Raw genomic sequence first — 23,534 nt, 5'->3', positions numbered from 1 at the left:
ATGGCTAGAATGATCGCTTGTCGCCACTGTGACACTTTAGTTGAATATCCTACTTTAAGTCATGCAGAATCAGCTTATTGCCCTGTGTGTAACTACCGTATTTCGATAAGGCCTAAATACAGTTTACAGTTCACCTTGTCTTTTTCTATTTCTTGCATGTTTTTACTCTTTATCACCAATGTATTCCCCTTTATCAGTATTAATGCAAATGGCAACAGTCAAACTATGTACTTTATCGAAAGTAGTTTCGCATTTTTTGAACAAGGCCAGTGGTTACTTTCAATTTTTGTTTTCATGAGCTTGTTTGTTTTTCCATTAATTATAATTCTAGGGCTTATCTATATACTTTACCCTATGATATTCATGCGAAAAGTTGCCCCAGGTACGCATTTTCTCGCTAGAATTATTTTTAAAATGAAAAGCTGGAATATGATAGATGTTTATTTGATCGCTATTTTAGCTAGCCTAACTAAACTAATGAGTTTAGCTCAAGTTGAATTTGGCTATGGATTATGGGCTTATATGACATTTAGTGTTTTTTTAGCCGCCGCCTTAGGTAACCTAGATAAAATTAGATTTTGGCATTACTTGGATAAAATATTATGTCATCAAAAGTTAAAACAGCAGCCCAACAAAATTTAATTTTGTGCTTGAACTGTTATCATTTGAATTCAAAGAGCAATTCAAATTGTAGTCGATGTTTAGGGCGAATTGAGTTAAGGAAAGACCCTAACTTTCAATGGACTTTAGCCTGGCTATTTACTGCTATTATTTTATACGTACCAGCTAATGTTTTACCTGTCATGACTACGGTTTCATTTGGTCTAAGTTTACCGAATACGATTGTGAGTGGGGTGATAGACTTATGGCAACATGGCTCTTATATTATTGCTTTAGTTATATTTTTTGCCAGTATCGTCATTCCTATTTTTAAAATATGTGTTATCGCTTGGCTGGTGATATCAATCAAGCTTGGTTATGGCGTCGCTAAAAAGCAAAGAACTAAGTTATATCGCTTTATTGAGTGGATTGGCCGCTGGTCTATGATAGATGTATATGTGGTTGCTATTTTAGTCGCTTTAATTCAACTAGGTGGCGTTATGCAAATAGAGCCTGGGTGGGCTGCATTAGCTTTTTGTGGAGTCGTGTTGGCAACTATGTTTTCGGCAAACTCTTTTGATCCAAGGTTAATTTGGGATTCGATTAAAGAAAAATGATCAAAGCGAATATTAAAAAAAATACAAAATTGTCGTCGGTTTGGCTGATCCCTTTATTTGCTATTTTTATTAGCAGTTGGTTTGTTGTTAAACATTACATGGAAAGAGGAACTGAAATCGAAATTCGCTTTAATAATGCGGAAGGTATAGACGCCAAAAGAACCCAAATTAAGGCATTAAATGTTGATGTCGGCACTGTTATAAAAGTACAAATCAATGATGATTTAAAAACAGTTACAGTGATAGCAAGGATAAAACCTCAAGCGGTTAGTTTACTCAGACAAGATTCAGAGTTTTGGGTGGTAAAGCCTCGAATAGGTTCTAAAGGGGTATCTGGTTTAGGAACTTTGTTATCAGGCGCTTATATTGAGCTTGAGCCCGGACAAGATTCTCCGGGACGTACACAATTTGTCGGATTAGAAAATCCACCTTTAACCCGAGTGAATAAAGGCGGGATTAATTTATCGTTAATCAGTCATGTCGCTAGCTCAATCAACCCGAGTGACCCCGTATTGTATCAAGGGGTCGAAGTTGGGCAGGTGACTAACGTTGATGTTACAGTTAAGAATAAAATTAAAACCAGCATTTTTATTGAAGCGCCCTATAGTCAAATGATTAACTCCAATACCCGATTCTACAATGCGAGTGGATTATCATTTAGGCTTAGCTCCCAAGGGTTAGACATGCATTCTCAGTCTATGGAAAGCATTTTAACAGGTGGTGTTGCTTTTGAACTCGGACACTCAAGTGCTCCGCCAGAGGCGGTCACAGACGGTGATGAGTTTACCTTATTTGAGAATAAACGAGCTGTACTAGAGCACCCATACAAATATTTTGTTGATTACCTCTTATTATTTGATGGTTCAGTGCGAGGCCTTACGATTGGCGAAGTCGTTGAATATCGAGGGATAAAAATTGGTAGTGTAATTGATATTGACTTTAAATACTTAGACTCAAAACAGTTTGAACAAGCCAGCATGCCTTTAGTCCCCGTATTGGTTCGCTTATATCCTGGACATTTATTTGAACAAGACACGCCAGAAGCCAGAGAAAGATTAGTTTCAGTTTTGTCCGAACATGTAAATAAAGGTTTAAAAGCGGCTTTAAAAACAGGAAGCTTAGTTAGCGGACAAAGTTTAGTTCAATTAGATTTTTATTCTGAATCAAACAATGCCAGTGTTGAAAAAGTCGGCCAGTATCTTAGTTTACCGACTATCAATGACAACTTAGATGTCATGTTGACCTCATTAAATAAGATAATGTTAAAAATTGAAGCTTTACCATTGGACAATACGCTCACTCAAGTTAATAGCGTCGTTGCTAATATGGATGAAAACCTTAACCAGGTATCTAGCCTAGTCAAGCAAGTCAATAACCTAGTTGAACAGGCTAATAAACTACTTAACTCTGAACAAGTGAACCAGCTACCGGGTGAGGTAAATGAAACCTTACGACTGGTTCAGAATACTTTGACTCAATTCACTGAAGAATCAGGCACTTTAAATACGGTTAATCAGTCTGTTGATAATTTAAACCAAGCCTTGCTCTCAATTCAAAAATTAGTCGAGCAACTAGAACAAACCCCTGATGCTTTAATTTGGGGTAAACAAGCAGAGCAAGAAGTTCGCCCTGGAGAAGGATTATGAAATTATTAAAATTGGGCATGTTAATTTTTTTACTATCAGCCTGCGCTAGTCAAATTCAACCAAGCGTTAATTATTATGTGCTCCCTAAGCCTAAGCTTGCACATTTAAGCCCTTTATCAGGTATGTCGGTAACAGTATCGGTAGCGGATTACTTAAAAAGTAAAAAAATCTTAGTTGTGAAAGCGCCTCATCAACTTATTTATAGCACCCAGCATCAATGGGCTGAATCCATTTCAATTGGTGTTGAACGCTATTTAACTAGACAGATAGATGCAAAAGGTCAGTTACCTGCTATATGTAATGATAAAAAAGCCTGCCGTTTAGAGATTCATTTAGAGCAATTTAATGGTAGTATTAGCGGCAATGCATATTTGTCTGGCAGCATAAGCCTTATGCTGGATAATAAATTGAATAATAGTCAGTTTTTTTATTTTGAAGGCCAGCAAACGGAAGTGGGTTATTCTGCTTTAATAGAGCAACTAGTTTTGTTACTAAATCAGCTAACGGATTCTATTTATTCATTAGAGTAAATCTTCTGACTTCGCTAGTAAGTCAGCAGGAATAACAGGACTAAACCAAGGTTTAAGAATTAATTGCAATTATTGCGAATGACGCAGTAAATCGGACTCTGCAATGTTAAAAACAATAACATATATTACAACTATCACCTGGCTGTTTTGCCTTCAGATATCAATTGCGCATGCTAAAGTTTCTAACCCTGATGAAGGTAGTGTTAGAGCCGCTATGATATTTGCTATTCTAAAATATTCTCGCTTATCCATAGATCTATCTGATGCCAAATTAGCGCTGTGCGTTGTCGGCAGTCCCACTTCTGAAAATAAATTAAAAATGGCTTCAGGTGGCGTCAAAGTGTACGGCAAAGAAGTATTAGTTTTAGAAAAGAAGAGTTTTGCTGAGAGTGTTACAGACTGCCACACCATTATTTATGGTGAAAAAACCCCTTCGATAGATAAAAATATTCAATTTAATAAACAATTAGTTATTTGCGATGGCTGTAAAGAACAAAAAGAATTTGCTGCAGTTGAACTTATCAACGTAAATAAAAAAATAAGATTCAATATTAATTTAATTGTATCAGCTGAAAACAAGGTTCGTTTTAGCTCTGCGTTATTAGAATTAGCCAGTGAAATTAAGGACCTTAAAAAATGATAAATGCCAGACACTCGCTTAAGTTTTCCATTATACGCTGGCTATCTGCTGTTTTCGTATTAGCCTTTGTTGCAATCGGCACCATATTATTTTTGGTTGAAAAGGATTTAGCCAAAGACAAAGTTGTAACTGATTTAAATGTGATTGCTGAAATTTTGGGTAACCGAAGCATCGCTGCGTTGATTTTTAATGATGTATCTGCGGCCAATACTAATTTATCTGCTGCTCAATATCATCAAACCATAGATCAAATTTGTTTATATGATCAAAACGGTGATTTCTTTGCGCTTTATGTGAGCGCTAACAATAAGAGAGTTTGCACCCCGAAACAGGATATTTACCAAGAGAATCATTACGAATTTTCTGCAGATAATGTGAACTTATTCGTATCCATTTCTGATAATAGTCAGGTCATCGGTGCTTTAGTCATTGACTCAAATCTTGATTTTATAAAGACCAGTCAGCAGCAAGTCGTTGGTATATTAACTATAGTATTAGTCGTCGCAATTATTGCCATCTATATGTTGACCAATGGTTTATTAACCAGAATGTTGTCGCCATTACACCATCTGCATGAAACAGCTAAAAGTATAACAACTAATGTTTTCTCTGATATCAGAGCTTATAAGTCTAAAGATGATGAGGTCGGTCAGCTAGTCGATGTGTTTAATAGCATGTTAGATAGTCTAGCGAAAGAGCATAATTTATTACAAATTTCAGAGAAAAGGTTTAGAGCGTTAGCCGATCATGCACCAATTGGTATTTACCTTAGAGATAGCGATGATAGATTTGTTTATGTAAACCAGAAATGGCAAGACATGACCCAATGTAAATTACCTTTATCTTTTATTGATTACAGAAGACAAATTAATGCTGAAGATTGGGTGCAAGTATCAGATCAGTTAGCGCAAGCCAACTTAGTTTCTGATTCTGCCATGATTGAATATGGTTTTACTACGGCTAAAGGCACTTCAAAAGCATTTCTTGAACAGATTGCACCTGTTGATGTGGGCGATGACAGTTTATCTGCCTGCATTGGATCATTACTCGACGTAACAGAATTAAAACAAGCTCAGGATGATCTCGAAAGAATGGCGTTCAATGATCCATTAACTGGTTTAGCAAATCGTAGATTCTTTAACGATCACCTTAAAATAGAAATAGTAACAGCTCATAAAATGAATCAGTCGCTAGCGGTTCTTATGCTAGATTTAGATCATTTTAAACGAGTTAATGATACTCAAGGGCATGAGTGCGGTGATGAGCTCTTGACTGTTGTCGCGCGTAAGATATCTCAATCAGTATCGACTGATGATGTGGTTTCGCGCATGGGTGGAGACGAATTTATGATATTAATTCGTGATATTCAAAGTCCAGCTCAACTAGATAGATTGGTTCAAAACATTTTAGCCTCCGTCGTTACGCCAATGGGCGTTGATTCTTTGCTTGATGTCACGGCTTCAATTGGGGTCAGTGTTTACCCAAGAGATGGTGAAACAGGAGCTGAGTTAATTCGAAATGCTGATATTGCCCTATATAAAGCCAAAGACTCAGGACGGAATCAAGCGGTTTATTTTAGTAAAGTGCTAGATACAGAAATCAAGCAGAAGGTCCGTTTAGAGCATAAATTGAAACATGCGCTATCAGAAAATGAATTATCTGTTTATTTGCAACCACAATATAATGCAACCGCTAAAAAATTCTTCTGGGCAGAAGCTTTAATTAGATGGATTGATAAAGAAGATGGTTTTATACCGCCAGATAAATTTATCGGTTTAGCCGAAGAAACCGGATTAATACACGAAATTGGCTTGTTTGTACTACGAGAAGTTTGTGCCTTTATATCTAAAAATGAAGCGTATTTAACCGATTTAGGCATTGAAGGCGTTGCCGTTAATTTATCTGCAAGGCAATTCTTTGCGAAAGGCTTTTTAGATGAAATTAAACAGGTTTTAGTCGAATTTAGTGTTAGACCAGAGCAATTAGAGTTTGAATTAACAGAGTCTATGGTGATGGAGAATACTCAGCATGCGATAGAAATAATGCACCAGCTGAGAGATCTAGGTATTCGATTATCGATTGATGATTTTGGCACAGGTTATTCATCATTAGCTTATTTAAAACGTTTCCCTATCCATAGTGTTAAAATTGATCGCAGCTTTATTCGAGATATTCCGGATGATCAACATGATGTTGAAATTGCATCAGCAATTATCGCTATGGCACAAAAATTAGGTCTAGAAATTATAGCCGAAGGGGTTGAAACTCAACTGCAAAGTGACTTTTTACATGAACAAGGTTGTAGTTTCATGCAAGGTTATTTCTATGCTAAGCCTATGCCTTTTCAAAATGTGCTTGAGTTATCTCACTCTGAATCAGAACAAAAAAGCGAAGCTTAACCTTTCTTTCTGTTAGAAAACGATAGGGTGGAGTGCCTAACTCCGCCTATTTTTCTAAGCGTGTGAATCTTTGTATTACTTTTCTTAGCTCAAATTATAACACGACCTAGGATAAACTTGACCCAAATCGGTTTAATAGCGCCTAATGCTTGGATGACAAATATCACCGTTTGCTAGGTTGATACCTAGCTTTAATTCAGGTAAATATTCAATTGCCTTGCTTAAGCCGTGATTAGCTATCGCTTCTATATATTTTAAGGTTGCCTTATTTAATGCATAGCTTGCACTGAGTGGTACCGCACCAGGCAAGTTTGCAATACAAGAATGAATAACATCAGCCTGAATGAAGTAGGGGATCTTATGTGTGGTTGCTTTTGAGCTACTAAAGCAGCCACCTTGATCAATGGCCACATCGACTAGTACTGCTTTACTTTTCATCTGTTCTAGCCAATCAAGAGGTATTAATTTAGGTGCTTTAGCACCCGGAATTAAAACGGCTCCAATAATGATGTCAGAGTCTAATACTGATTTTTGTAGATTCTCTAAATTAGATATTACACACTTGAGATTATGTTTATATTTCTCCGACATTAAATTTAGTTTATCTTGATTAGTGTCCAATAAAGTGACATCTGCTGATAACCCAATTGCGCTGGCTAAAGCATGTTGGCCTACAATCCCACTACCAATTATGGTTACTTTTGCGGGTGGTGTGTCACTTAACCCACCGATGAGCTTGCCCATACCACCTTTAGGTTTAGTTAATAATTCTGCGCCAATCTGCATGGCTAAACGGCCTGCTATTTCTGACATAGGCTTTAATAAAGGCAAGCTACTATCTGCTAATTGAACTGTTTCATAGCCGATTGCTGTGCATTTAGACTGAATAAGCGCTTGGGTTAATTCTGGCTCGGCAGCAAGGTGCAGGTAAGTAAACAATATATGCTTAGGTGTAAATAACTTGTATTCACTAGGCTGAGGTTCTTTTACTTTAATGATGAGTTCAGCTTGCTTAAATACTTCGGTTTTAGAAACGACCTGTGCTCCAGAGTGAATGTAATCTTGATCGGTACGTAAGACTCCTTGACCAGCTTGCGTCTCTATCCAAACAGTATGACCCGCTAAAGTTAAGGATTGGACTGACTCGGGCGTTAAACCAACCCGGTACTCATCGGATTTAATTTCTTTCGGGACGCCAATTTGCATAAAATCATCTCAACTCGCAAATTTTAAGTATAGTAAACCTTGGTTTTTAGTCACGATTTGAGCTTAAAAATTGCATCTATCGAGTGTTTCACAATTTAAATCTAACTAGGTGTGATTTAGCTAGCAGTAAGATATACTCTGCCTAAATCTTTGAAACAGAGTCGGTAGCTAGATGAAACTTTTACGCTATTTTAAGTCAAAGATATAAATTAGATTCGTTTGTCTTCAAGTTTAGTAGGAATTTTTTTCGTTTGGATAAAGCAGCCCAAAGTAAATCATTATCAGGGATTCAAAGGTTATTAGAAGTTGGTCTAATCACTTTTGCCGGTTTCGCTATTTTTGTCTTAATTTCATTAGTTTCGTTTGATCCGCTTGATCCAAGTTGGAGTCAGAGTGGCTATGATGTACCAATTCGTAACCTAGCTGGGGCGAGTGGCGCTTGGCTGTCAGATTTACTGTTTTTCTTTTTAGGCTTTGCTGCGTTTTTAGTTCCGCCCGCTTCTGCTTTTTTAGGCTGGTCTTTGTTTCAGCGTAAAATTAATTTTTTTGAAATAGACTTTTTAGCCTTAGGCTTGAGAGTTATCGGTTTTATTTTATTACTCATTTCCGCTACCTCGTTATCGAGCATGAATTTTTCGGATGTTTTCATCTATTCATCAGGCGGATTAATTGGTGATGTGATTAGTGGCTCCATGCTGCCGTATTTTAATTTTGTTGGAACCACTTTACTCTTGCTGTGCTTTTTCTGCACTGGCTTTACTTTGTTATCAGGGATTTCTTGGTTATTTCTAATAGACAAAACGGGTGAGCTTTGTATTAATGCGGGGCAGTGGTGTTGGCAAAAAATATCAGAATTCAAGCAAGGTCGAGAGCAGGAACAAAACCAAGCAACGGAATTAGCTGTGACGACCACAGAAGAAGAAAATTTAGCGCCAGAAACGGTAAATTACTTACCTGAAACAACAAGCTCCGACAATTCAGATTTAGCTATCGCACATAATTATTTCTCAGCAGAGGCTGAAGAAAAGCAAGAAACAGCAAGCCAAGCTGACCCTAGCTCTAATCTTAATGAAAATAGTGAACAGCAAGTAGATATATCAGACGAGCAACAACAAGCTGAAAGTAAGCATGGCATCAAAGATAAAATCAATCGCTTATTTAGCACGTCTAAAAAGGTTGAAGCTAAAGAGTTAGATGCACCATTAGAACCAATCTCTGAGAATAGCCTCACTCATTTTGACGATCTAGCTGATGAAGATAATGAACCTAAAATTGGCGAGCTGCCTGAGTTAGATGATGATGAAATGCAGTCTTTGTTACCGTTAGAGTCTGAGAAAATACAAACAGCTGAAAAAGCCCACATAAGAGTTAAAGCAAATGACTCCCACCTAGCGGATTTAATTAACGCCAGTGCGACACAAGCAACTAAAGATAAGCTACAACAGCTAGCAGATAAACCGGAACCGATTGGCGATTTTCCTTCTTTTGATTTATTAGATCGCCCGGATAAGAAAACAAATCCAATTACCCAAGAAGAAATGGATGCCGTAGCTCGCTTAGTCGAGACTAAATTATTAGATTTTGGTGTACAAGCGACTGTGGTTGGCATGTATCCTGGACCCGTTATCACTCGACTAGAACTTGACCTCGCACCCGGTGTAAAAGTTTCAAAAATTACTAACTTATCTAAAGACATCGCCCGTTCTTTATCTGCCGTGAGTGTGCGGGTGGTCGAGGTTATTCCTGGTAAATCTTATGTCGGCTTAGAGCTACCGAACAAGCATAGAGAAATTGTTCGCATGAGTGAGGTAGTTGACAGTAAAGAGTTTACCAATAGTAAGTCCCCACTTACTATGGTGCTTGGGGGGGATATATCAGGTAAGCCTGTGGTTGTTGATTTAGCGAAAATGCCTCATTTGCTCGTTGCGGGTACAACTGGTTCTGGTAAATCTGTGGGGGTCAATGTCATGATCACCTCACTTTTATATAAATCAGCCCCAGAAGATGTTCGTCTAATCATGATAGATCCTAAAATGTTGGAGCTATCGGTTTACGAAGGTATTCCTCACTTATTATGTGAAGTTGTCATAGATATGAAAGAGGCTTCCAATGCATTGAGGTGGTGTGTTGGCGAGATGGAGCGCCGATACAAGCTAATGTCAGCATTGGGCGTGAGAAACATGAAAGGTTATAACGCCAAAGTATTACAAGCTCAAGAAGCTGGAGAGCCTTTACAAGATCCACTCTGGAAACCCGGAGACAGCATGGATGAAGTCGCCCCTGAACTAGAAAAATTACCTGCTATTGTCGTCGTTATCGACGAATTTGCAGACATGATGATGATAGTCGGTAAAAAAGTGGAAGAGTTAATTGCCCGAATTGCACAAAAAGCGCGAGCGGCAGGTATACATTTAATTTTAGCAACGCAAAGACCATCTGTGGATGTTATTACTGGTTTGATTAAGGCGAATGTTCCAACTCGAATGGCTTTCCAAGTTTCGTCTAAAATTGATTCCCGAACCATATTAGACCAACAAGGTGCTGAAGCTCTGCTAGGGATGGGTGATATGTTGTATTTACCATCTGGCACTAGCGTGCCGACTCGAGTCCACGGCGCATTTATTGATGATCATGAAGTACATGCTGTTGTTGCAGACTGGAAAGCAAGAGGCACACCGGTTTATATTGACGAGATATTAAGCGGTGATTCAAGTGAAGAAATTTTGTTACCAGGAGAACAAGCTGAATCGAGTGATGAAGATTCCGATGCCTTGTACGACGAAGCCGTCGCTTTTGTAACAGAAACTCGTAAAGTTTCTGTTTCAAGTGTACAGCGAAAATTTAGAATAGGTTACAATAGAGCCGCTCGAATAGTTGAACAAATGGAAGCAACAGGTGTCGTAACATCTGCTGGCCATAATGGTTCGCGAGAAGTATTAGCTCCTGCTCCACCAAGAATGGATTAATAATGATAAAAATGTTTAAAAATATAATTTCAGCTAGTTTATTATTCAATTTGGCTTTTTTTACAAATGCAGAAACTACAGAGATGCAGCAATTACAGCAAAAGCTTGTCAGCATTTCTGGCTTTAGCGCTCAATTTAAGCAACAAGTTATTGATAGCAAAAAGCAGGTTGTACAAATGTCGAATGGCCAAATAGATCTGGTTCAACCTGATAAATTTAAATGGTTAACCGGTGCGCCAAACGAGAATTTACTCCAATCTGACGGTAAAACTGTTTGGTTTTATGACCCATTTGTTGAACAAGTTACAGCATATGATTTATCTGAAACAATTAAAGCCAACCCAATTTTACTTTTGATGGAACCAAACTCAAAAGCTTGGCAGCAGTATCAAGTGAAAAAACTAGATCAAAATCAATATGAAGTGCTTCCAACAGATAAAGATAGTCAGATAGTTAAATTGAGCCTGATTTTTTCAGAACAATCAAAAATAGAATCATTACAAATTTTAGATCGCCAAGGCCAGACTAGCTTGTATCAATTATCTAATTTTAAAGCGAAAGCATTAAAAGATTTTGAAGCTAACTTTTTTGATTTTGTGATGCCTATTGGTGCTGACTTAGACGATCAAAGGCAATAATTTGTTTGAACAACTTAACGCCCCTTTGGCTGCGAGAATGCGGCCAAAGCGTTTGCAAGATTATATTGGCCAATCTCATATACTTTCTGCTGGAAAACCACTTTATCGCTCAATAGAAAAAGGGCGAATTCACTCTATGATCCTCTGGGGGCCTCCCGGAACCGGTAAAACTACATTAGCAGAATTAATTGCCAATTATGTTAATGCGCATATAGAAAGAATCTCAGCTGTTACTTCAGGCGTTAAAGATATACGTCAAGCAATTGATAAAGCCAAACAAGTTGCTAATGAGAAAGGATTAAAAACCCTGTTATTTGTTGACGAAGTACATAGGTTTAATAAATCTCAACAAGATGCATTTCTGCCTTTTATTGAAGATGGCACAGTTATTTTTATTGGAGCGACAACAGAAAACCCAAGTTTTGAATTGAATCGGGCTCTATTGTCTCGAGCTAGAGTTTACTTACTCCAGAAACATACAGATGCTGATTTAAACAAACTTTTCGATTTAGTCAAAAACCAACCTGATTTAAGTTTTGATGCCGCCGAATTAACTTTTAGCCCAGAAGTTCGCCAAATTTTAATTAAAGTGGCAGACGGCGATGCAAGAAACTTGCTTAATCTAATTGAGCTGCTGAGTGATATAGTTGAACCAGACAGCCAGAATCAAAAAATAGTTACACCCGAACATATTCAGTCTGTCAGCCAGTATAAAATAGTGGCAGGCGACAAAGGCGGTGATGTTTTCTATGACATGATCTCTGCATTTCATAAATCAGTACGCGGCTCTGATCCAGATGCCGCTCTGTATTGGTATGCAAGAATGCTAAAGGCTGGTGTTGATCCGCTTTATGTGGCACGTCGGTTGCTTGCTATAGCTTCTGAAGATATAGGTAATGCCGATCCTAGAGCCATGCAGTTAGCAATTAATGCATGGGATTGCTTTACTCGTGTTGGTCCTTCAGAAGGGGAAAGAGCGATTGCTCAAGCTGCGGTCTTTATGGCATGTGCGCCTAAGAGTAATGCGGTTTATGTTGGGTTTAAAGCAGCATTGAGAGATGCACAAAACCTACCGAGCTATGATGTACCAGCCCATCTAAGAAACGCACCAACAGAGTTAGCTAAATCATTAGGGCATGGTGCAGAGTATAGATACGCCCATAATGAAGAGAATGCTTATGCGGCAGGTGAAAATTATTTGCCTGAAGAAATTCAACATAATCGATACTACCAACCCAGTCCACGTGGCTTAGAAAAGCAAATTAGCGAGAAGCTTGACTACTTACGTCAACTTGACCAACAAAGTAAGGTGAAACGCTATGAATAATTTATTAACATATACTTTTATTGCTATTGGTGGCGCAACGGGTGCCTGTTTAAGATATTTTTTATCCCAACTCGCATTAATTTGGTTTGGCAAAAGCTTTCCATTTGGTACACTTTTAGTCAATATTTTAGGCTCATTACTAATCGGGTTTTTATATACTCTGATTGCCCAAGGTTGGTTACAGTTAGTTCCGTGGCGAACTTTTATCGGTATCGGTTTTTTAGGTGCGTTAACCACTTTTTCAACCTTCTCAATGGATACTTTATTATTAGCTCAGCAAGGCGACTGGGTGAAAGCTGTATTAAATGTAGTCTTTAATGTCGTGATTTGTTTATTTGCAGTCTGGGCTGGTAGTAAGCTCGCTGGACTTAAATTGTAATTTTTACTAAAACATAAAACTGAAATACCTAGAATTGCTTACATGATTGTCGATTCAGGATATTAAAATAGTTTAATCATTAATATTAGGTAAATAATGTTAGATCCTAAATTCTTACGTAACGAACTCGAATTAGTTGCTGAAAAATTAAAAGCACGTGGTTTCAATTTAGATACTCAGCAACTTGCTGATTTAGAAGAGCAACGTAAAGCTTTACAAGTTAAAACAGAACAATTACAAAATGAAAGAAATGCTCGTTCTAAATCAATTGGTAAAGCGAAAGCTGCAGGGGAAGATATTGCACCTCTACTTGCTGAGGTTGGACAACTAGGTACTGATCTAGATACAGCTAAAGCCGACTTAGCAGCAGTTCAAGAGCAAGTCGAAAAAATTACTTTAGGTATTCCTAACTTACCAGATGATTCCGTACCAGCCGGTGCAGATGAAAATGATAACCTTGAAGTTACCACTTGGGGCACAATCCCAAGCTTTGATTTTGAAGTAAAAGATCATGTAGATGTCGCTGAGTTTTTAAATAAAGGCTTAGATTTTGAAAGCGGTGTTAAGCTTTCTGGTTCTCGATTTGTTGTGATGCGTGGTCAAATAGCTAAGCTGCATAGAGCTCTAGCTCAGTTCATGCTTGATTTACATACAGAAGAGCATGGCTATGAAGAAGCCTATGTACCTTACTTAGTAAATTCGGATAGCTTATACGGCACAGGTCAATTGCCTAAATTTGGTGAAGATTTGTTCCATACTCAAGCTGAAACTGAACACGGCTATGGTTTATCTCTAATTCCAACTGCAGAAGTACCTTTAACTAATTTAGCTCGAGATGAAATCTTTGACGAAGAACAGCTGCCTATCAAATTAACTGCGCATACACCTTGTTTCCGTTCTGAGGCGGGGTCATCTGGCCGTGATACTCGAGGCTTAATTCGTCAACATCAGTTTGATAAAGTTGAATTAGTTCAGTTAGTTAAACCAGAAGATTCATTTGAAACTTTAGAACAATTAACGGGACACGCAGAAGCTGTACTACAAAAATTAGAATTACCTTATCGTAAAGTTTTGCTTTGTACAGGTGATATGGGGTTTGGTGCCACTAAAACTTATGATTTAGAAGTTTGGCTACCAGCACAAAACTGTTACCGTGAAATATCTTCTTGCTCAAATATGGTCGACTTCCAAGCTCGCCGTATGCAGGCTAGATTTCGTCGTAAAGGTGCTAAAAAGCCCGAGTTACTTCATACATTAAATGGTTCTGGTTTAGCTGTTGGTCGTACTCTGGTTGCGATTTTAGAAAACTACCAACAAGCAGATGGCAGTTTAGCTATTCCAACTGTACTACAAAACTACATGGGTGGCTTAACAAGCATATCTGTGAAGTAGAAATTGATAAAACTTAAAGGTTAGATTATGTCGAAAAGAGTTAACCCAATAAAAGTGTTCTTAAAAGCTGTCTATTGGATGGTGATAATAGGTGTTATTGGTTTAGTTTTATATCTAGCGTTTGAGTTTTTCTTGTTGTGGTATGAAGCCAGTCGCAAGTAAATGCTGCGTTGATTGTTTAGCTTAAAGAAAAAGGGACTCATGTCCCTTTTTTCATTTTTTAGCTAGTGTTTATCAAGAACTAAATGCATTTCGCTGGTTTGGGTAAACCTGCTATTTTAGTCGCTTGCCTAGCGGGTCCTTTTGGAAATAGCTTGTATAAATATTTACTATTACCTTTATCTTCACCTAATTTTTTAGCAATAGCTTTAACCAAGATCCGGATCGCAGGGCTAGTTTTAAACTCTAAGTAAAAATCACGAACAAAATGAATAACTTCCCAGTGGGCAGGGGTTAGTTCTATTTTCTCTTGTTCTGCTAATATAGGTGCTAACTCTTGTTGCCATTGAGTGTAATCTGCTAAATACCCATGCTTGTCTAATTCAATCTCAATACCTTGAAATGAGAGGCTTTGGCTCATCTTATACCCACTTAATTATTCTAGAATGTTTAAGCGTTAGCTCAACAAATTGCTCGTAATTAATCGCGGTTTTATTAACCAAACGATTAGAAACACCCCTTGCAGTCGCATCTTCAGCTAAATAATGTACCTGTTGTTTTAATGCTAACTGGTTATAAATACCATCTTGGGCTAATAGCACTTCATCATTAGGACCCAACTGAGTGGCTAAGGACTGCAAAGCCGTGTCTGTCAGGAGATGTGTGATATGGAATAAAGTTGTCATAATTAAAATGTTAGTACTGTATTTGTATTGACTAAGGATTCTCGCCATTCTTGTTCAGTTAAGCTGATAACGGGAATATTTAACGCCTCAGGGGCTAAATTGTAGCTATCTAAACTCGTCGTAAGGACAAAGACATTCTCAATGTCATATAAATCGAGTGCTTTAAAACCGTCTGTATATGTTTTTCGGTTTATGCCCTCACCATTCAAATTTTTTATCAGCTGCAACACGGCGGCATCTTTGAAATACAAGCTGACAGCTTGTTCAAAGGTTGCCAAGGTTAGTGCGAGTTCAAGCGCTTCTTTTCCTTGATCGTTTTGAAAGGGGGACTGGGTCAAAATAATTGCGTGAGATTTCTCTGTCATTAAAACTGTACCACTCTATCAACTTGACTTTGTAGCTGTGCATACTCAGCTAAACCACCAATACGAAATCCACTCGCTAAATTATAGCTTTGTTTACCATGGTACTCAGCTTCTGCTTGATCGAGAATACCTTTTCGCTGGGCAGCAGCAGAGCAGACAATGAGTTCTACTTGGTTTTGTTTCGCAAGTGCTTGCCATGCTTGAGTTAATTTAAATTCATCACCAGCTGGCGTGCTAAGCTCGTTTGCAACATGTACACCTGACCCATAAAAAAACACTGCTTTGACATTGTGTTTTTTTGTTGCGGCCATTGCAAATCGGTAGGCGCTATAACTAGATTGATTATCTAAATCACTATTTATGAAAAGTAAAAACGAAGCCATAGTGTAACTCTGAGATAAAAGTGTAGGGTATTTTACGCTTTAGTAGACTGATTAAAAGCCATAACTAAATTTTAGAGCTAAAAAAACCGGAGCAAGTCCGGCTTTTTCGTTGCTAATTTATAAATTAGTCATCGTTACCGAAAGCACCCAATAGGTGTAATAACGAAGTGAACAAGTTATAAATATTAAGATATAAGCTTACAGTTGCACGTATATAGTTAGTCTCACCACCATTTACGATACGGCTTGTATCGAATAAGATGAAACCAGACATAATTAATACGATAACTGCATTTAACGCTAAGCTTAACGCTGGAATTTGAAAGAAGATATTCGCTATACCTGCAATGATTGCCATAATTAAGCCAACCATCAAAAAACCACCCATGAAAGAAAAATCTTTCTTAGTCGTTAGTGTGTATGCTGATAGAGCAAAGAATATTAATGCAGTGGAGCCTAATGCTTGTACGATTAAAGCAGAGCCGCCAGGCATACTTGCATAGTGGTTTAGCATTGGACCTAAAGCTGCGCCTAACACACCTGTAAATGCAAATACCCAAAAAATGCCTGATGCGCTATCCGCTTTTTTGTTAACGACAAAAATTAATCCGAAGCCAACTAAAGATAAAACAAGCGCCATCATGCGGCTAAGATCTAACGACATTGCAATGCCTGCTGTCACCGCACTAAAAGTAAGTGTCATAGCGAGCAAGCTATAGGTATTACGTAATACCTTATTTGTTTCTAAAACCGAAGCTTCGCGACCTCGGCTATAAATTGATTGATTTTCCATAATGCACCTCTTAATTGAGTTTTCTGTTTGAAAATAGAAATTTAAAAAAGTTCAAAAATAATATCTAGGAATATTGCACCATACCTTGTTTATTTCAACCCTTAATTACCATGGTCTTTATTTATTTTGTATTTAGCCCATAAAGTGAGTCACCTTTGTGGGGAACAAGGCTCAAATATGTCTTGTTTTTAACCTTATTGCCTAATAAATAGGCTAACGAACAGTGAAGATAAAAAAAATTAAGTTTTACACTTTACAAGTTAAGCTAATCTCCCTATTATCTGCGCCGTTCCAAACGAGAGGTCTCTTTTGTTTGTACATGCGGTGAGGTGGCTGAGCGGTCGAAAGCACTGGTCTTGAAAACCAGCATACGTTTGTAGCGTATCCAGGGTTCAAATCCCTGCCTCACCGCCACTTTACTTGTATCATCCTTCATTTTATTTCTCTAAAATATCAATCACTTCTTTACTTTTATTTAATATTTGTTAAAAATCTACTCTATGCTTTTTTGCAGTACATAATTAAAACTTAATGTAACATTTGCCTATTGGCATTGGAGCTCATTTGATAAATATATTATTAGTTGATGACCATGAGTTAGTTAGAACCGGCATCAATAGAATTTTAAGTGAGATTCGCGGTATTAAAGTGGTTGGCGAAGCGAAAACAGGTGAAGAAGCTGTTCAATTTTGTCGTAAGAACCATCCAGATATCGTGCTTATGGATATGAATATGCCTGGAATTGGCGGTATTGAAGCAACCAAAAAAATTGTTAGATACTGCCCAGACACGAAAGTCATCTTTTTAACCGTTCACTCAGAAAACCCTATTCCCTATAAAGTCATGCAGATTGGTGCAGCTGGTTATTTAACCAAAGGTGCTGGCTCAGATGAAATGATCAAAGCAATTCGACAAGTTAATTCAGGTCAAAGATATATTGCACCTGATATCGCTCAGCAAATTGCGCTATCCCAAGTAGGCGGACAAGACGAGAACCCTTTCGACAGTTTATCCGAACGTGAGCTACAAATTATGTTGATGATAACTCGTGGCGAGAAAGTCCAAGATATATCGGAACAACTTAATTTAAGTTCGAAAACAGTGAATAGCTATCGTTATCGTATGTTTGAAAAGCTTAAAATAGGTGGTGACGTTGAATTAACGCACTTGGCAATTCGTTATAACATGTTAGATACCAATAATATCTAATAGGCTTCTTCGCTCTATTGCTCCTATGTTAGAGCAGCATATTTAAATTTTGCTGCTCTTCGCACTAAACTTTTCTCTGATTTATAGGTAACATTATTTAATTGATATTAAATATGGGTTACTTGTGCCGTCTCCACAATTTGATTCACAAAACTTTCTGAAAACACTGACTGAGCAAAGTGGTGTTTACCGCATGTATGATTCGCAGAGTCAGGTTATATATGTTGGCAAAGCCAAAAATTTAAAAAAGCGTGTGTCTTCTTATTTTCGTAAAAACATCACAAACGCTAAAACTGCAGCTCTAGTTCGCCAAATTACTTCTATGGATATTACTGTGACTCACACAGAAACAGAGGCTCTGATCCTAGAAAATAATTATATTAAGCAATACATGCCTAAATACAATGTATTGCTTAGAGACGATAAATCATATCCATATATTATGATATCCGGGCACCAACACCCGAGGCTAGCGTTTCATCGAGGCACTAAAAAAGCACAGGGAAATACTTACTTTGGCCCTTACCCATCTGGTGGTGCCGTACGTGAAAGTTTGCGTATTATGCAAAAGGTCTTTCCGGTTCGTCAGTGCGAAGATAGTTATTATGCTGCTCGTAGCCGACCTTGTTTACAATATCAACTCAAACGATGTTTAGCGCCATGTATTAAAGGCTTAGTGTCAGATCAAGAATATATAGAGCAAGTTGATTTAGTAAAATTGTTTTTACAGGGAAGAAACCAAGAGGTGATGGCGCAGCTAGTTAATAAGATGGAAAACGCCAGCGAGTCACTTGCTTTTGAAAACGCTGCTAAATACAGAGATCAGATAACCGCACTACGTAAAATACAAGAGCAGCAGTATGTATCGGGTAAACATTCCGATATGGATATTATTGGTTTTAGTTTACAGCATGGTTTGGCTTGTATTCATGTATTGTTTATTCGAGAGAGTAAGATATTAGGTAGTAAGAGCTATTTTCCTAAAATACAAAAAGCGACAGAGCCAGATGAAATACTTAGCGCCTTCATGGCGCAATTCTATTTGAATCAAACAAGTGATAGACAACCCGCTAAGGAAATAGTCATTCCTTTTGAGGTTTCAGAGTCTGCTGGGTTGGAACAAGCCTTAACTGAGCTATATGGTCGAAATATCAAGTTTACTCAGCCAACTCGCGGAGAAAAATTTCGCTATCTAGAGTTGGCATCAACCAATGCAAAAAATGCGGTTGCGACTAAATTATCTGAAACGGCATCCATGGAGAAACGTTTCAGTTTATTAGATGAGGTTTTAGAGTTAGCAGAACCGATTAAACGAATTGAATGTTTTGATATTAGTCATACCATGGGTCAGCAAACAGTTGCATCATGCGTAGTGTTTAATCGAAACGGACCGATGAAGACAGATTATAGAAGATACAACATAACTGACATAACGCCTGGAGATGACTACGCCGCTATGGCTCAAGTTTTATCAAGACGATATCGTTCGCCTCAAGCAGAAGATAAAATACCAGACGTGATATTTATCGATGGTGGCAAAGGGCAGTTAGCCCAAGCAGAAGAACATTTTGCTAATTGGCAGCAAAAAATGCCATTATTAGTTGGTGTTGCAAAAGGTACCAGTCGAAAAGCTGGTTTGGAAACCTTGATTTTGGCAGGCAGTCATTTAACAATGAACCTACCAAGTGAGTCTCCTGCTTTACACTTAATCCAGCATATAAGAGATGAATCACACAGATTTGCTATTACAGGCCATAGAAACAAAAGACAAAAAGTGAAAACAACATCTGTACTGGAAGGAATACCTGGAGTCGGTGCCAAAAGACGACAGGCTCTATTAAAGTATATGGGGGGGATTCAAAGCTTGAAGTCGGCTCCTGTTGAGCAAATAGCAAAAGTGCCGGGGATTAGTAAAGAGCTGGCTGAAATTGTTTTTCAATACTTACATGACAATAAATCCTAATTAATGCGACAATGCAGTTGAAACTATAGAGATAAGATTTTTTTGATGTGGAACATTCCTAATTTACTGACAGCATTTCGTATAGTGCTGATTCCTTTTTTTGTTTTATGTTTTTATTTGCCAGTCCCTTGGGCATATATTGCAGCCGCCAGCATATTTGCTGTAGCGGGAGCGACAGATTGGTTAGATGGCTACTTAGCTAGAAAATGGCAGCAGCAAACTAAATTTGGTGCTTTTTTAGATCCGGTTGCCGATAAACTCATGGTTGCTACTGCTTTAGGTCTAATTGTTGAGCATTACAATGTGTTTTGGATTACTTTGCCTGCTGTGGTTATGGTTTGCCGAGAAATTTTAATCTCAGCGTTAAGGGAGTGGATGGCTGAACTGGGAAAACGAGCTGCGGTTAATGTCAGTGAAATCGGTAAATGGAAAACATTTGCACAAATGTTAGCTATTTTTGGACTCTTGTTCAATTTAGATGGTTTAACGCTAACGATTTTTACTGGATTTTTATATGTCGCTGTTATTTTAACTTTCTGGTCTATGGTTATTTATTTAAAAGCGGCTTGGCCAGAATTTAAAAAAGCATAAGATTGTATTAAAAATACACGAAATACATTAATTTGATAATTAATTGCCTAAAAACGCTGTTTATTTGAGCGGTTAGAAAAAACTTTAAAATAAAGTGTTGACTCACTCCTGATAAATTGTAAAATGCGCCTCGTTTTCAGGAGATGGCAAAGCTTAGGTAGAGTCTTCCAGAATTTAGAAAGTTGCGGCTGTAGCTCAGTTGGTAGAGCACGACCTTGCCAAGGTCGGGGTCACGAGTTCGAGTCTCGTTAGCCGCTCCAACTTCTAAAGCAGGGCGGGTTGGCAGAGTGGCCATGCAGCGGATTGCAAATCCGTCCACCTCGGTTCGACTCCGGGACCCGCCTCCATATGAAAACAAGTTAGTGCATTGTGTCGCCCGGGTGGTGGAATTGGTAGACACAAGGGATTTAAAATCCCTCGCTCATAGAGCGTGCCGGTTCAAGTCCGGCCCCGGGCACCATTTTAGATTTAACAGAGTCTGAAATGTGCAAAGTTAATGCGGCTGTAGCTCAGTTGGTAGAGCACGACCTTGCCAAGGTCGGGGTCACGAGTTCGAGTCTCGTTAGCCGCTCCAAATATCTGTAATTGTGTCGCCCGGGTGGTGGAATTGGTAGACACAAGGGATTTAAAATCCCTCGCTCATAGAGCGTGCCGGTTCAAGTCCGGCCCCGGGCACCATTCCTACTTATCCTTAAGTTGGAATTCCAAACGCTTCAAAAATATCTATCGCGGCTGTAGCTCAGTTGGTAGAGCACGACCTTGCCAAGGTCGGGGTCACGAGTTCGAGTCTCGTTAGCCGCTCCAATACTTAAAATTATCTAAAGTTATCTAAATACAAAATCTCTTAAACCACTCGGTTATAACCTTTTCTAATACTCTCGATTCTCTTATCTGTACCTGCTTAAATGCTAGATTTGTTTATGAATACCCAAAACATCATATGTATGTATACATTTTATTAATATTTTTATACAATCGATTAATAGATTAAATAAAAATTTAAAAAGTGGTTACTGTTATGAATAAAGATTTAGCCTTTACACGGCTTAGTGTAATTGTAAAAAACAGCTTAATTTGTATTTTTACAATGCTTTGCCTAAGTGCGTGTAGTGATGTTGAGCTAGAGGTTGAAAGTGAACAAATATCAGAAGAAATTACAGTACCTGAAGTACCTGAAGTACCGAATAACGATGACGAAGTAGAAAATCGTCCTACAGACACAGATCTTGAAGCCTATGTTGGGGCTGATATAGGCTATTTTGAAAATAAAGTTTTTGATAATGACCCTGAAATATTATTTGCTGAAGATGTTTTTTCAGCAGATACAAATGACTCGGCAAGGTTAAAAGGTGCCTTGAATCGAGCAAAGAATGAAGATGATGGTGGTGTGGTAATTCTCAGACCATCTACAAGTGGCAATAATCGCTTTAGCTTAGCGCACATACCTGTACCCTCGAATGTTCGTATTGAAATTGATCCAAATGTTGTACTTGAGATGAGAGGAATAAAAGAAGATACAAACCCAACAGGTAACCCGTCAAATAAACCCAATCGACAATTCCTATTTAGCTTCGGCCGTAGTAATGGCCCAAATAATTTATTGGATGATAGAGTCGTAAATGTACAAGTGACTTCGACCGATCCAACCGCAAATTTTACCGTTGATGCTAAAACAAATATGCCAATTAGTTATGGAGAGATGGTCGGTGGAAATGGCGGGGGGCAAGTAAACTTAACACGTGCTATTCCATTTGGTCTATTTTACGTAGAGAACTTTTCGATCTCTAATGTAACGATAGAAGATAATCATACAGAATCTGTGTCAGTGCAAATGTTTGCAGATGCAGATTATAAAGATGGTGCTTACGCATACCGTTTTGGTTCAAAGGCTGTGTTTTTGGAAGACAGATACGTACAAAACGACGATGGTTCAAATACCCCGATGAACCCAGAAAATATTCCATTAAAAATGAATGACCAGGATGAATTTATAGATCAAACTGGTAAGGTCATTCCAGACATGTTTGCGATTGTAAGAAATCCAACCTATGGTAGAACGCCAATTAAGGGAAGCATTAAAAACATTAAAGCATTTAATGCACATACTGGTTATGGCGTGGTGCAAGTGTATGGTGGTGACTGGATAGAAATTGACAATATAGAAGCCTTTAATGGAATTGGCGTTAGAGTCGAAGCGGGTAACGGCACAGATAATGATAACTTTAATCGCTCGGGGCCATATTATTCATCCATGAACAAAATTAAGATCTCAAATGTCAAGGTCACAAATGGTTTCACTGGGGTTTGGTTAAAGCCACACAGTAAAATAATGAAAGATATCAGTGTTGAGAATATTGAAGCAATAGATAGTGGTACAGCTCTTTTAGTTGGCAAAGGATCATTTGCTTGTGGAACGACTTGTCGCGATTTAACCAGAGGCCGCATTAACAATCTGAAAATTAGTGGCGATATTATATTACGCCAAACCGTGTTCGATGAGCCGGTGGCAGAAGTTGGTAATGTAATCACTTATTTATTAAGCGACTGGAATAGAGAACATTTAGCGAACAAAGTAGGTAAGACAGTAACGACAATTTCAAGAAATGATCTTGAGCACAATTTATCGGGTGAAAGATGGTATCTGATCTTCCCAACCGCACCTATCCTTGCACTATCGCAACTTTCAGAAAATGAAATTGGAGATGAATCGTCGAAAGTTGGCTTTTATGCTGTGGATTATAGCCAAGCCAATATAATTAAAGATGGACTCGCCCTAGGAGCGAGCGAAAACGAGCGACCTGATATTTTATACAGAGGGGATATGAAGCTACCTAACGGCAACTCAGCAGCTGATTTCATCCATAAATAGCAAGATATAACATAACCAGAACTACACAGACTTTAGAGCTGCCAAGCAAGTTGGTAGCTCTAATCCCATCTATACTTTTATTGCATTAATTAATATTGGAATAGATAGCGCTTTTAGTCAGATCAAGAATATAAACACCCACCTAAAATTACCAATTCAGGTATTAGAGCTAAATC

At 38.1% G+C, this 23,534-nt stretch carries 21 protein-coding genes and 7 tRNA genes; 22 read left to right on the top strand and 6 right to left on the bottom strand.

Annotated elements, in window-relative coordinates:
• The 6 genes from XM47_RS17040 to XM47_RS17015 all read left to right on the top strand — a co-directional run bounded on the left by XM47_RS17040 (position 1) and on the right by XM47_RS17015 (position 6,432).
• Complete coding sequence (locus XM47_RS17040) at positions 1-642, top strand: paraquat-inducible protein A (RefSeq protein ID WP_048695253.1); 642 nt, start codon at positions 1-3, stop codon at positions 640-642.
• Positions 603-1,217, top strand: coding sequence for a paraquat-inducible protein A (locus XM47_RS17035; protein ID WP_048695250.1), 615 nt, complete (start codon positions 603-605; stop codon positions 1,215-1,217). The genes XM47_RS17040 and XM47_RS17035 overlap by 40 nt, the downstream gene beginning before the upstream one ends.
• Entirely contained in the window at positions 1,214-2,863 is a 1,650-nt protein-coding gene (locus tag XM47_RS17030) for a PqiB family protein (protein ID WP_048695247.1), read from the top strand. Before XM47_RS17035 ends, XM47_RS17030 begins: the two co-directional genes overlap by 4 nt.
• A complete protein-coding gene (locus XM47_RS17025) occupies positions 2,860-3,393 on the top strand; it encodes a PqiC family protein (protein ID WP_048695245.1) in 534 nt (177 codons plus the stop codon). The genes XM47_RS17030 and XM47_RS17025 overlap by 4 nt, the downstream gene beginning before the upstream one ends.
• Positions 3,394-3,496: 103 nt before the next feature.
• A complete protein-coding gene (locus XM47_RS17020; protein WP_048695242.1) occupies positions 3,497-4,033 on the top strand; it encodes a YfiR family protein in 537 nt (178 codons plus the stop codon).
• On the top strand, positions 4,030-6,432 hold the full coding sequence (locus tag XM47_RS17015) for an EAL domain-containing protein (RefSeq protein ID WP_048695240.1): 2,403 nt from the start codon (positions 4,030-4,032) through the stop codon (positions 6,430-6,432). Before XM47_RS17020 ends, XM47_RS17015 begins: the two co-directional genes overlap by 4 nt.
• 132 nt (positions 6,433-6,564) lie before the next feature.
• Here the strand turns inward: XM47_RS17015 and ald are convergent, their stop codons facing one another.
• Positions 6,565-7,638 carry an alanine dehydrogenase gene (gene ald / locus XM47_RS17010; RefSeq protein ID WP_048695237.1) on the bottom strand — a complete coding sequence of 358 codons (1,074 nt, stop codon included), beginning with the start codon at positions 7,636-7,638 and terminating at the stop codon, positions 6,565-6,567.
• Between the two features lie 251 nt (positions 7,639-7,889).
• Here ald and XM47_RS17005 point away from each other — a divergent pair, with 251 nt between their 5' ends.
• The 5 genes from XM47_RS17005 to serS all read left to right on the top strand — a co-directional run bounded on the left by XM47_RS17005 (position 7,890) and on the right by serS (position 14,340).
• Positions 7,890-10,604, top strand: coding sequence for a DNA translocase FtsK (locus XM47_RS17005; protein WP_048695235.1), 2,715 nt, complete (start codon positions 7,890-7,892; stop codon positions 10,602-10,604).
• 2 nt (positions 10,605-10,606) lie between these two features.
• Positions 10,607-11,242, top strand: a complete 636-nt coding sequence (gene lolA / locus XM47_RS17000; protein WP_048695233.1) for an outer membrane lipoprotein periplasmic chaperone LolA — start codon at positions 10,607-10,609, stop codon at positions 11,240-11,242.
• 37 nt (positions 11,243-11,279) lie between these two features.
• A complete protein-coding gene (locus tag XM47_RS16995) occupies positions 11,280-12,569 on the top strand; it encodes a replication-associated recombination protein A (protein ID WP_048695300.1) in 1,290 nt (429 codons plus the stop codon).
• Positions 12,562-12,948 (top strand): fluoride efflux transporter CrcB, encoded by a 387-nt coding sequence (crcB, locus tag XM47_RS16990; RefSeq protein WP_048695229.1) that lies wholly within the window; start codon positions 12,562-12,564, stop codon positions 12,946-12,948. Before XM47_RS16995 ends, crcB begins: the two co-directional genes overlap by 8 nt.
• Before the next feature lie 96 nt (positions 12,949-13,044).
• Positions 13,045-14,340: a serine--tRNA ligase gene (gene serS, locus XM47_RS16985; protein WP_048695225.1), complete on the top strand. Its 1,296-nt coding sequence runs from the start codon at positions 13,045-13,047 to the stop codon at positions 14,338-14,340.
• Between the two features lie 241 nt (positions 14,341-14,581).
• Here the strand turns inward: serS and XM47_RS16980 are convergent, their stop codons facing one another.
• The 5 genes from XM47_RS16980 to XM47_RS16960 form a co-directional block, all read right to left on the bottom strand.
• A complete protein-coding gene (locus XM47_RS16980) occupies positions 14,582-14,920 on the bottom strand; it encodes a TusE/DsrC/DsvC family sulfur relay protein (protein WP_048695222.1) in 339 nt (112 codons plus the stop codon).
• A 1-nt stretch (position 14,921) separates the two neighbouring features.
• A complete protein-coding gene (tusB, locus tag XM47_RS16975; protein WP_048695219.1) occupies positions 14,922-15,185 on the bottom strand; it encodes a sulfurtransferase complex subunit TusB in 264 nt (87 codons plus the stop codon).
• A 2-nt stretch (positions 15,186-15,187) separates the two neighbouring features.
• Positions 15,188-15,550 carry a sulfurtransferase complex subunit TusC gene (gene tusC, locus XM47_RS16970; RefSeq protein ID WP_053084602.1) on the bottom strand — a complete coding sequence of 121 codons (363 nt, stop codon included), beginning with the start codon at positions 15,548-15,550 and terminating at the stop codon, positions 15,188-15,190.
• Complete coding sequence (tusD, locus tag XM47_RS16965; protein WP_048695217.1) at positions 15,550-15,933, bottom strand: sulfurtransferase complex subunit TusD; 384 nt, start codon at positions 15,931-15,933, stop codon at positions 15,550-15,552. The genes tusC and tusD overlap by 1 nt, the downstream gene beginning before the upstream one ends.
• Positions 15,934-16,057: 124 nt before the next feature.
• A complete protein-coding gene (locus XM47_RS16960; RefSeq protein ID WP_048695214.1) occupies positions 16,058-16,726 on the bottom strand; it encodes a Bax inhibitor-1/YccA family protein in 669 nt (222 codons plus the stop codon).
• 323 nt (positions 16,727-17,049) lie between these two features.
• Between XM47_RS16960 and XM47_RS16955 the strand changes: the two genes are divergently transcribed.
• The 11 genes from XM47_RS16955 (at position 17,050) to XM47_RS16905 (ending at position 23,358) form a co-directional block, all read left to right on the top strand.
• Positions 17,050-17,140 (top strand) — tRNA-Ser (locus tag XM47_RS16955).
• Positions 17,141-17,290: 150 nt separating this feature from the next.
• A complete protein-coding gene (gene uvrY, locus XM47_RS16950) occupies positions 17,291-17,935 on the top strand; it encodes a UvrY/SirA/GacA family response regulator transcription factor (protein WP_048695212.1) in 645 nt (214 codons plus the stop codon).
• Between the two features lie 124 nt (positions 17,936-18,059).
• The gene (uvrC, locus tag XM47_RS16945; RefSeq protein WP_048695209.1) at positions 18,060-19,898 is read left to right on the top strand and encodes an excinuclease ABC subunit UvrC; all 1,839 of its coding nucleotides are present in this window, start codon (positions 18,060-18,062) and stop codon (positions 19,896-19,898) included.
• 45 nt (positions 19,899-19,943) lie between these two features.
• Positions 19,944-20,489 carry a CDP-diacylglycerol--glycerol-3-phosphate 3-phosphatidyltransferase gene (pgsA, locus tag XM47_RS16940; protein WP_048695207.1) on the top strand — a complete coding sequence of 182 codons (546 nt, stop codon included), beginning with the start codon at positions 19,944-19,946 and terminating at the stop codon, positions 20,487-20,489.
• A gap of 184 nt (positions 20,490-20,673) precedes the next feature.
• Positions 20,674-20,749: transfer RNA gene (locus tag XM47_RS16935), tRNA-Gly, on the top strand.
• 13 nt (positions 20,750-20,762) lie between these two features.
• Positions 20,763-20,836, top strand: a tRNA-Cys gene (locus XM47_RS16930).
• Positions 20,837-20,863: 27 nt separating this feature from the next.
• Positions 20,864-20,949 (top strand) — tRNA-Leu (locus tag XM47_RS16925).
• Positions 20,950-20,987: 38 nt separating this feature from the next.
• A tRNA-Gly gene (locus tag XM47_RS16920) sits at positions 20,988-21,063 on the top strand.
• A gap of 18 nt (positions 21,064-21,081) precedes the next feature.
• Positions 21,082-21,167: transfer RNA gene (locus XM47_RS16915), tRNA-Leu, on the top strand.
• Between the two features lie 50 nt (positions 21,168-21,217).
• Positions 21,218-21,293 (top strand) — tRNA-Gly (locus tag XM47_RS16910).
• 214 nt (positions 21,294-21,507) lie between these two features.
• Positions 21,508-23,358 (top strand): hypothetical protein, encoded by a 1,851-nt coding sequence (locus tag XM47_RS16905; RefSeq protein ID WP_048695206.1) that lies wholly within the window; start codon positions 21,508-21,510, stop codon positions 23,356-23,358.
• Positions 23,359-23,534 lie beyond the last annotated feature (176 nt).

This window comes from Catenovulum maritimum, assembly GCF_001050375.1.
Taxonomy (GTDB): domain Bacteria; phylum Pseudomonadota; class Gammaproteobacteria; order Enterobacterales; family Alteromonadaceae; genus Catenovulum; species Catenovulum maritimum.
This window is presented reverse-complemented; position numbering and strand designations above follow the sequence as displayed.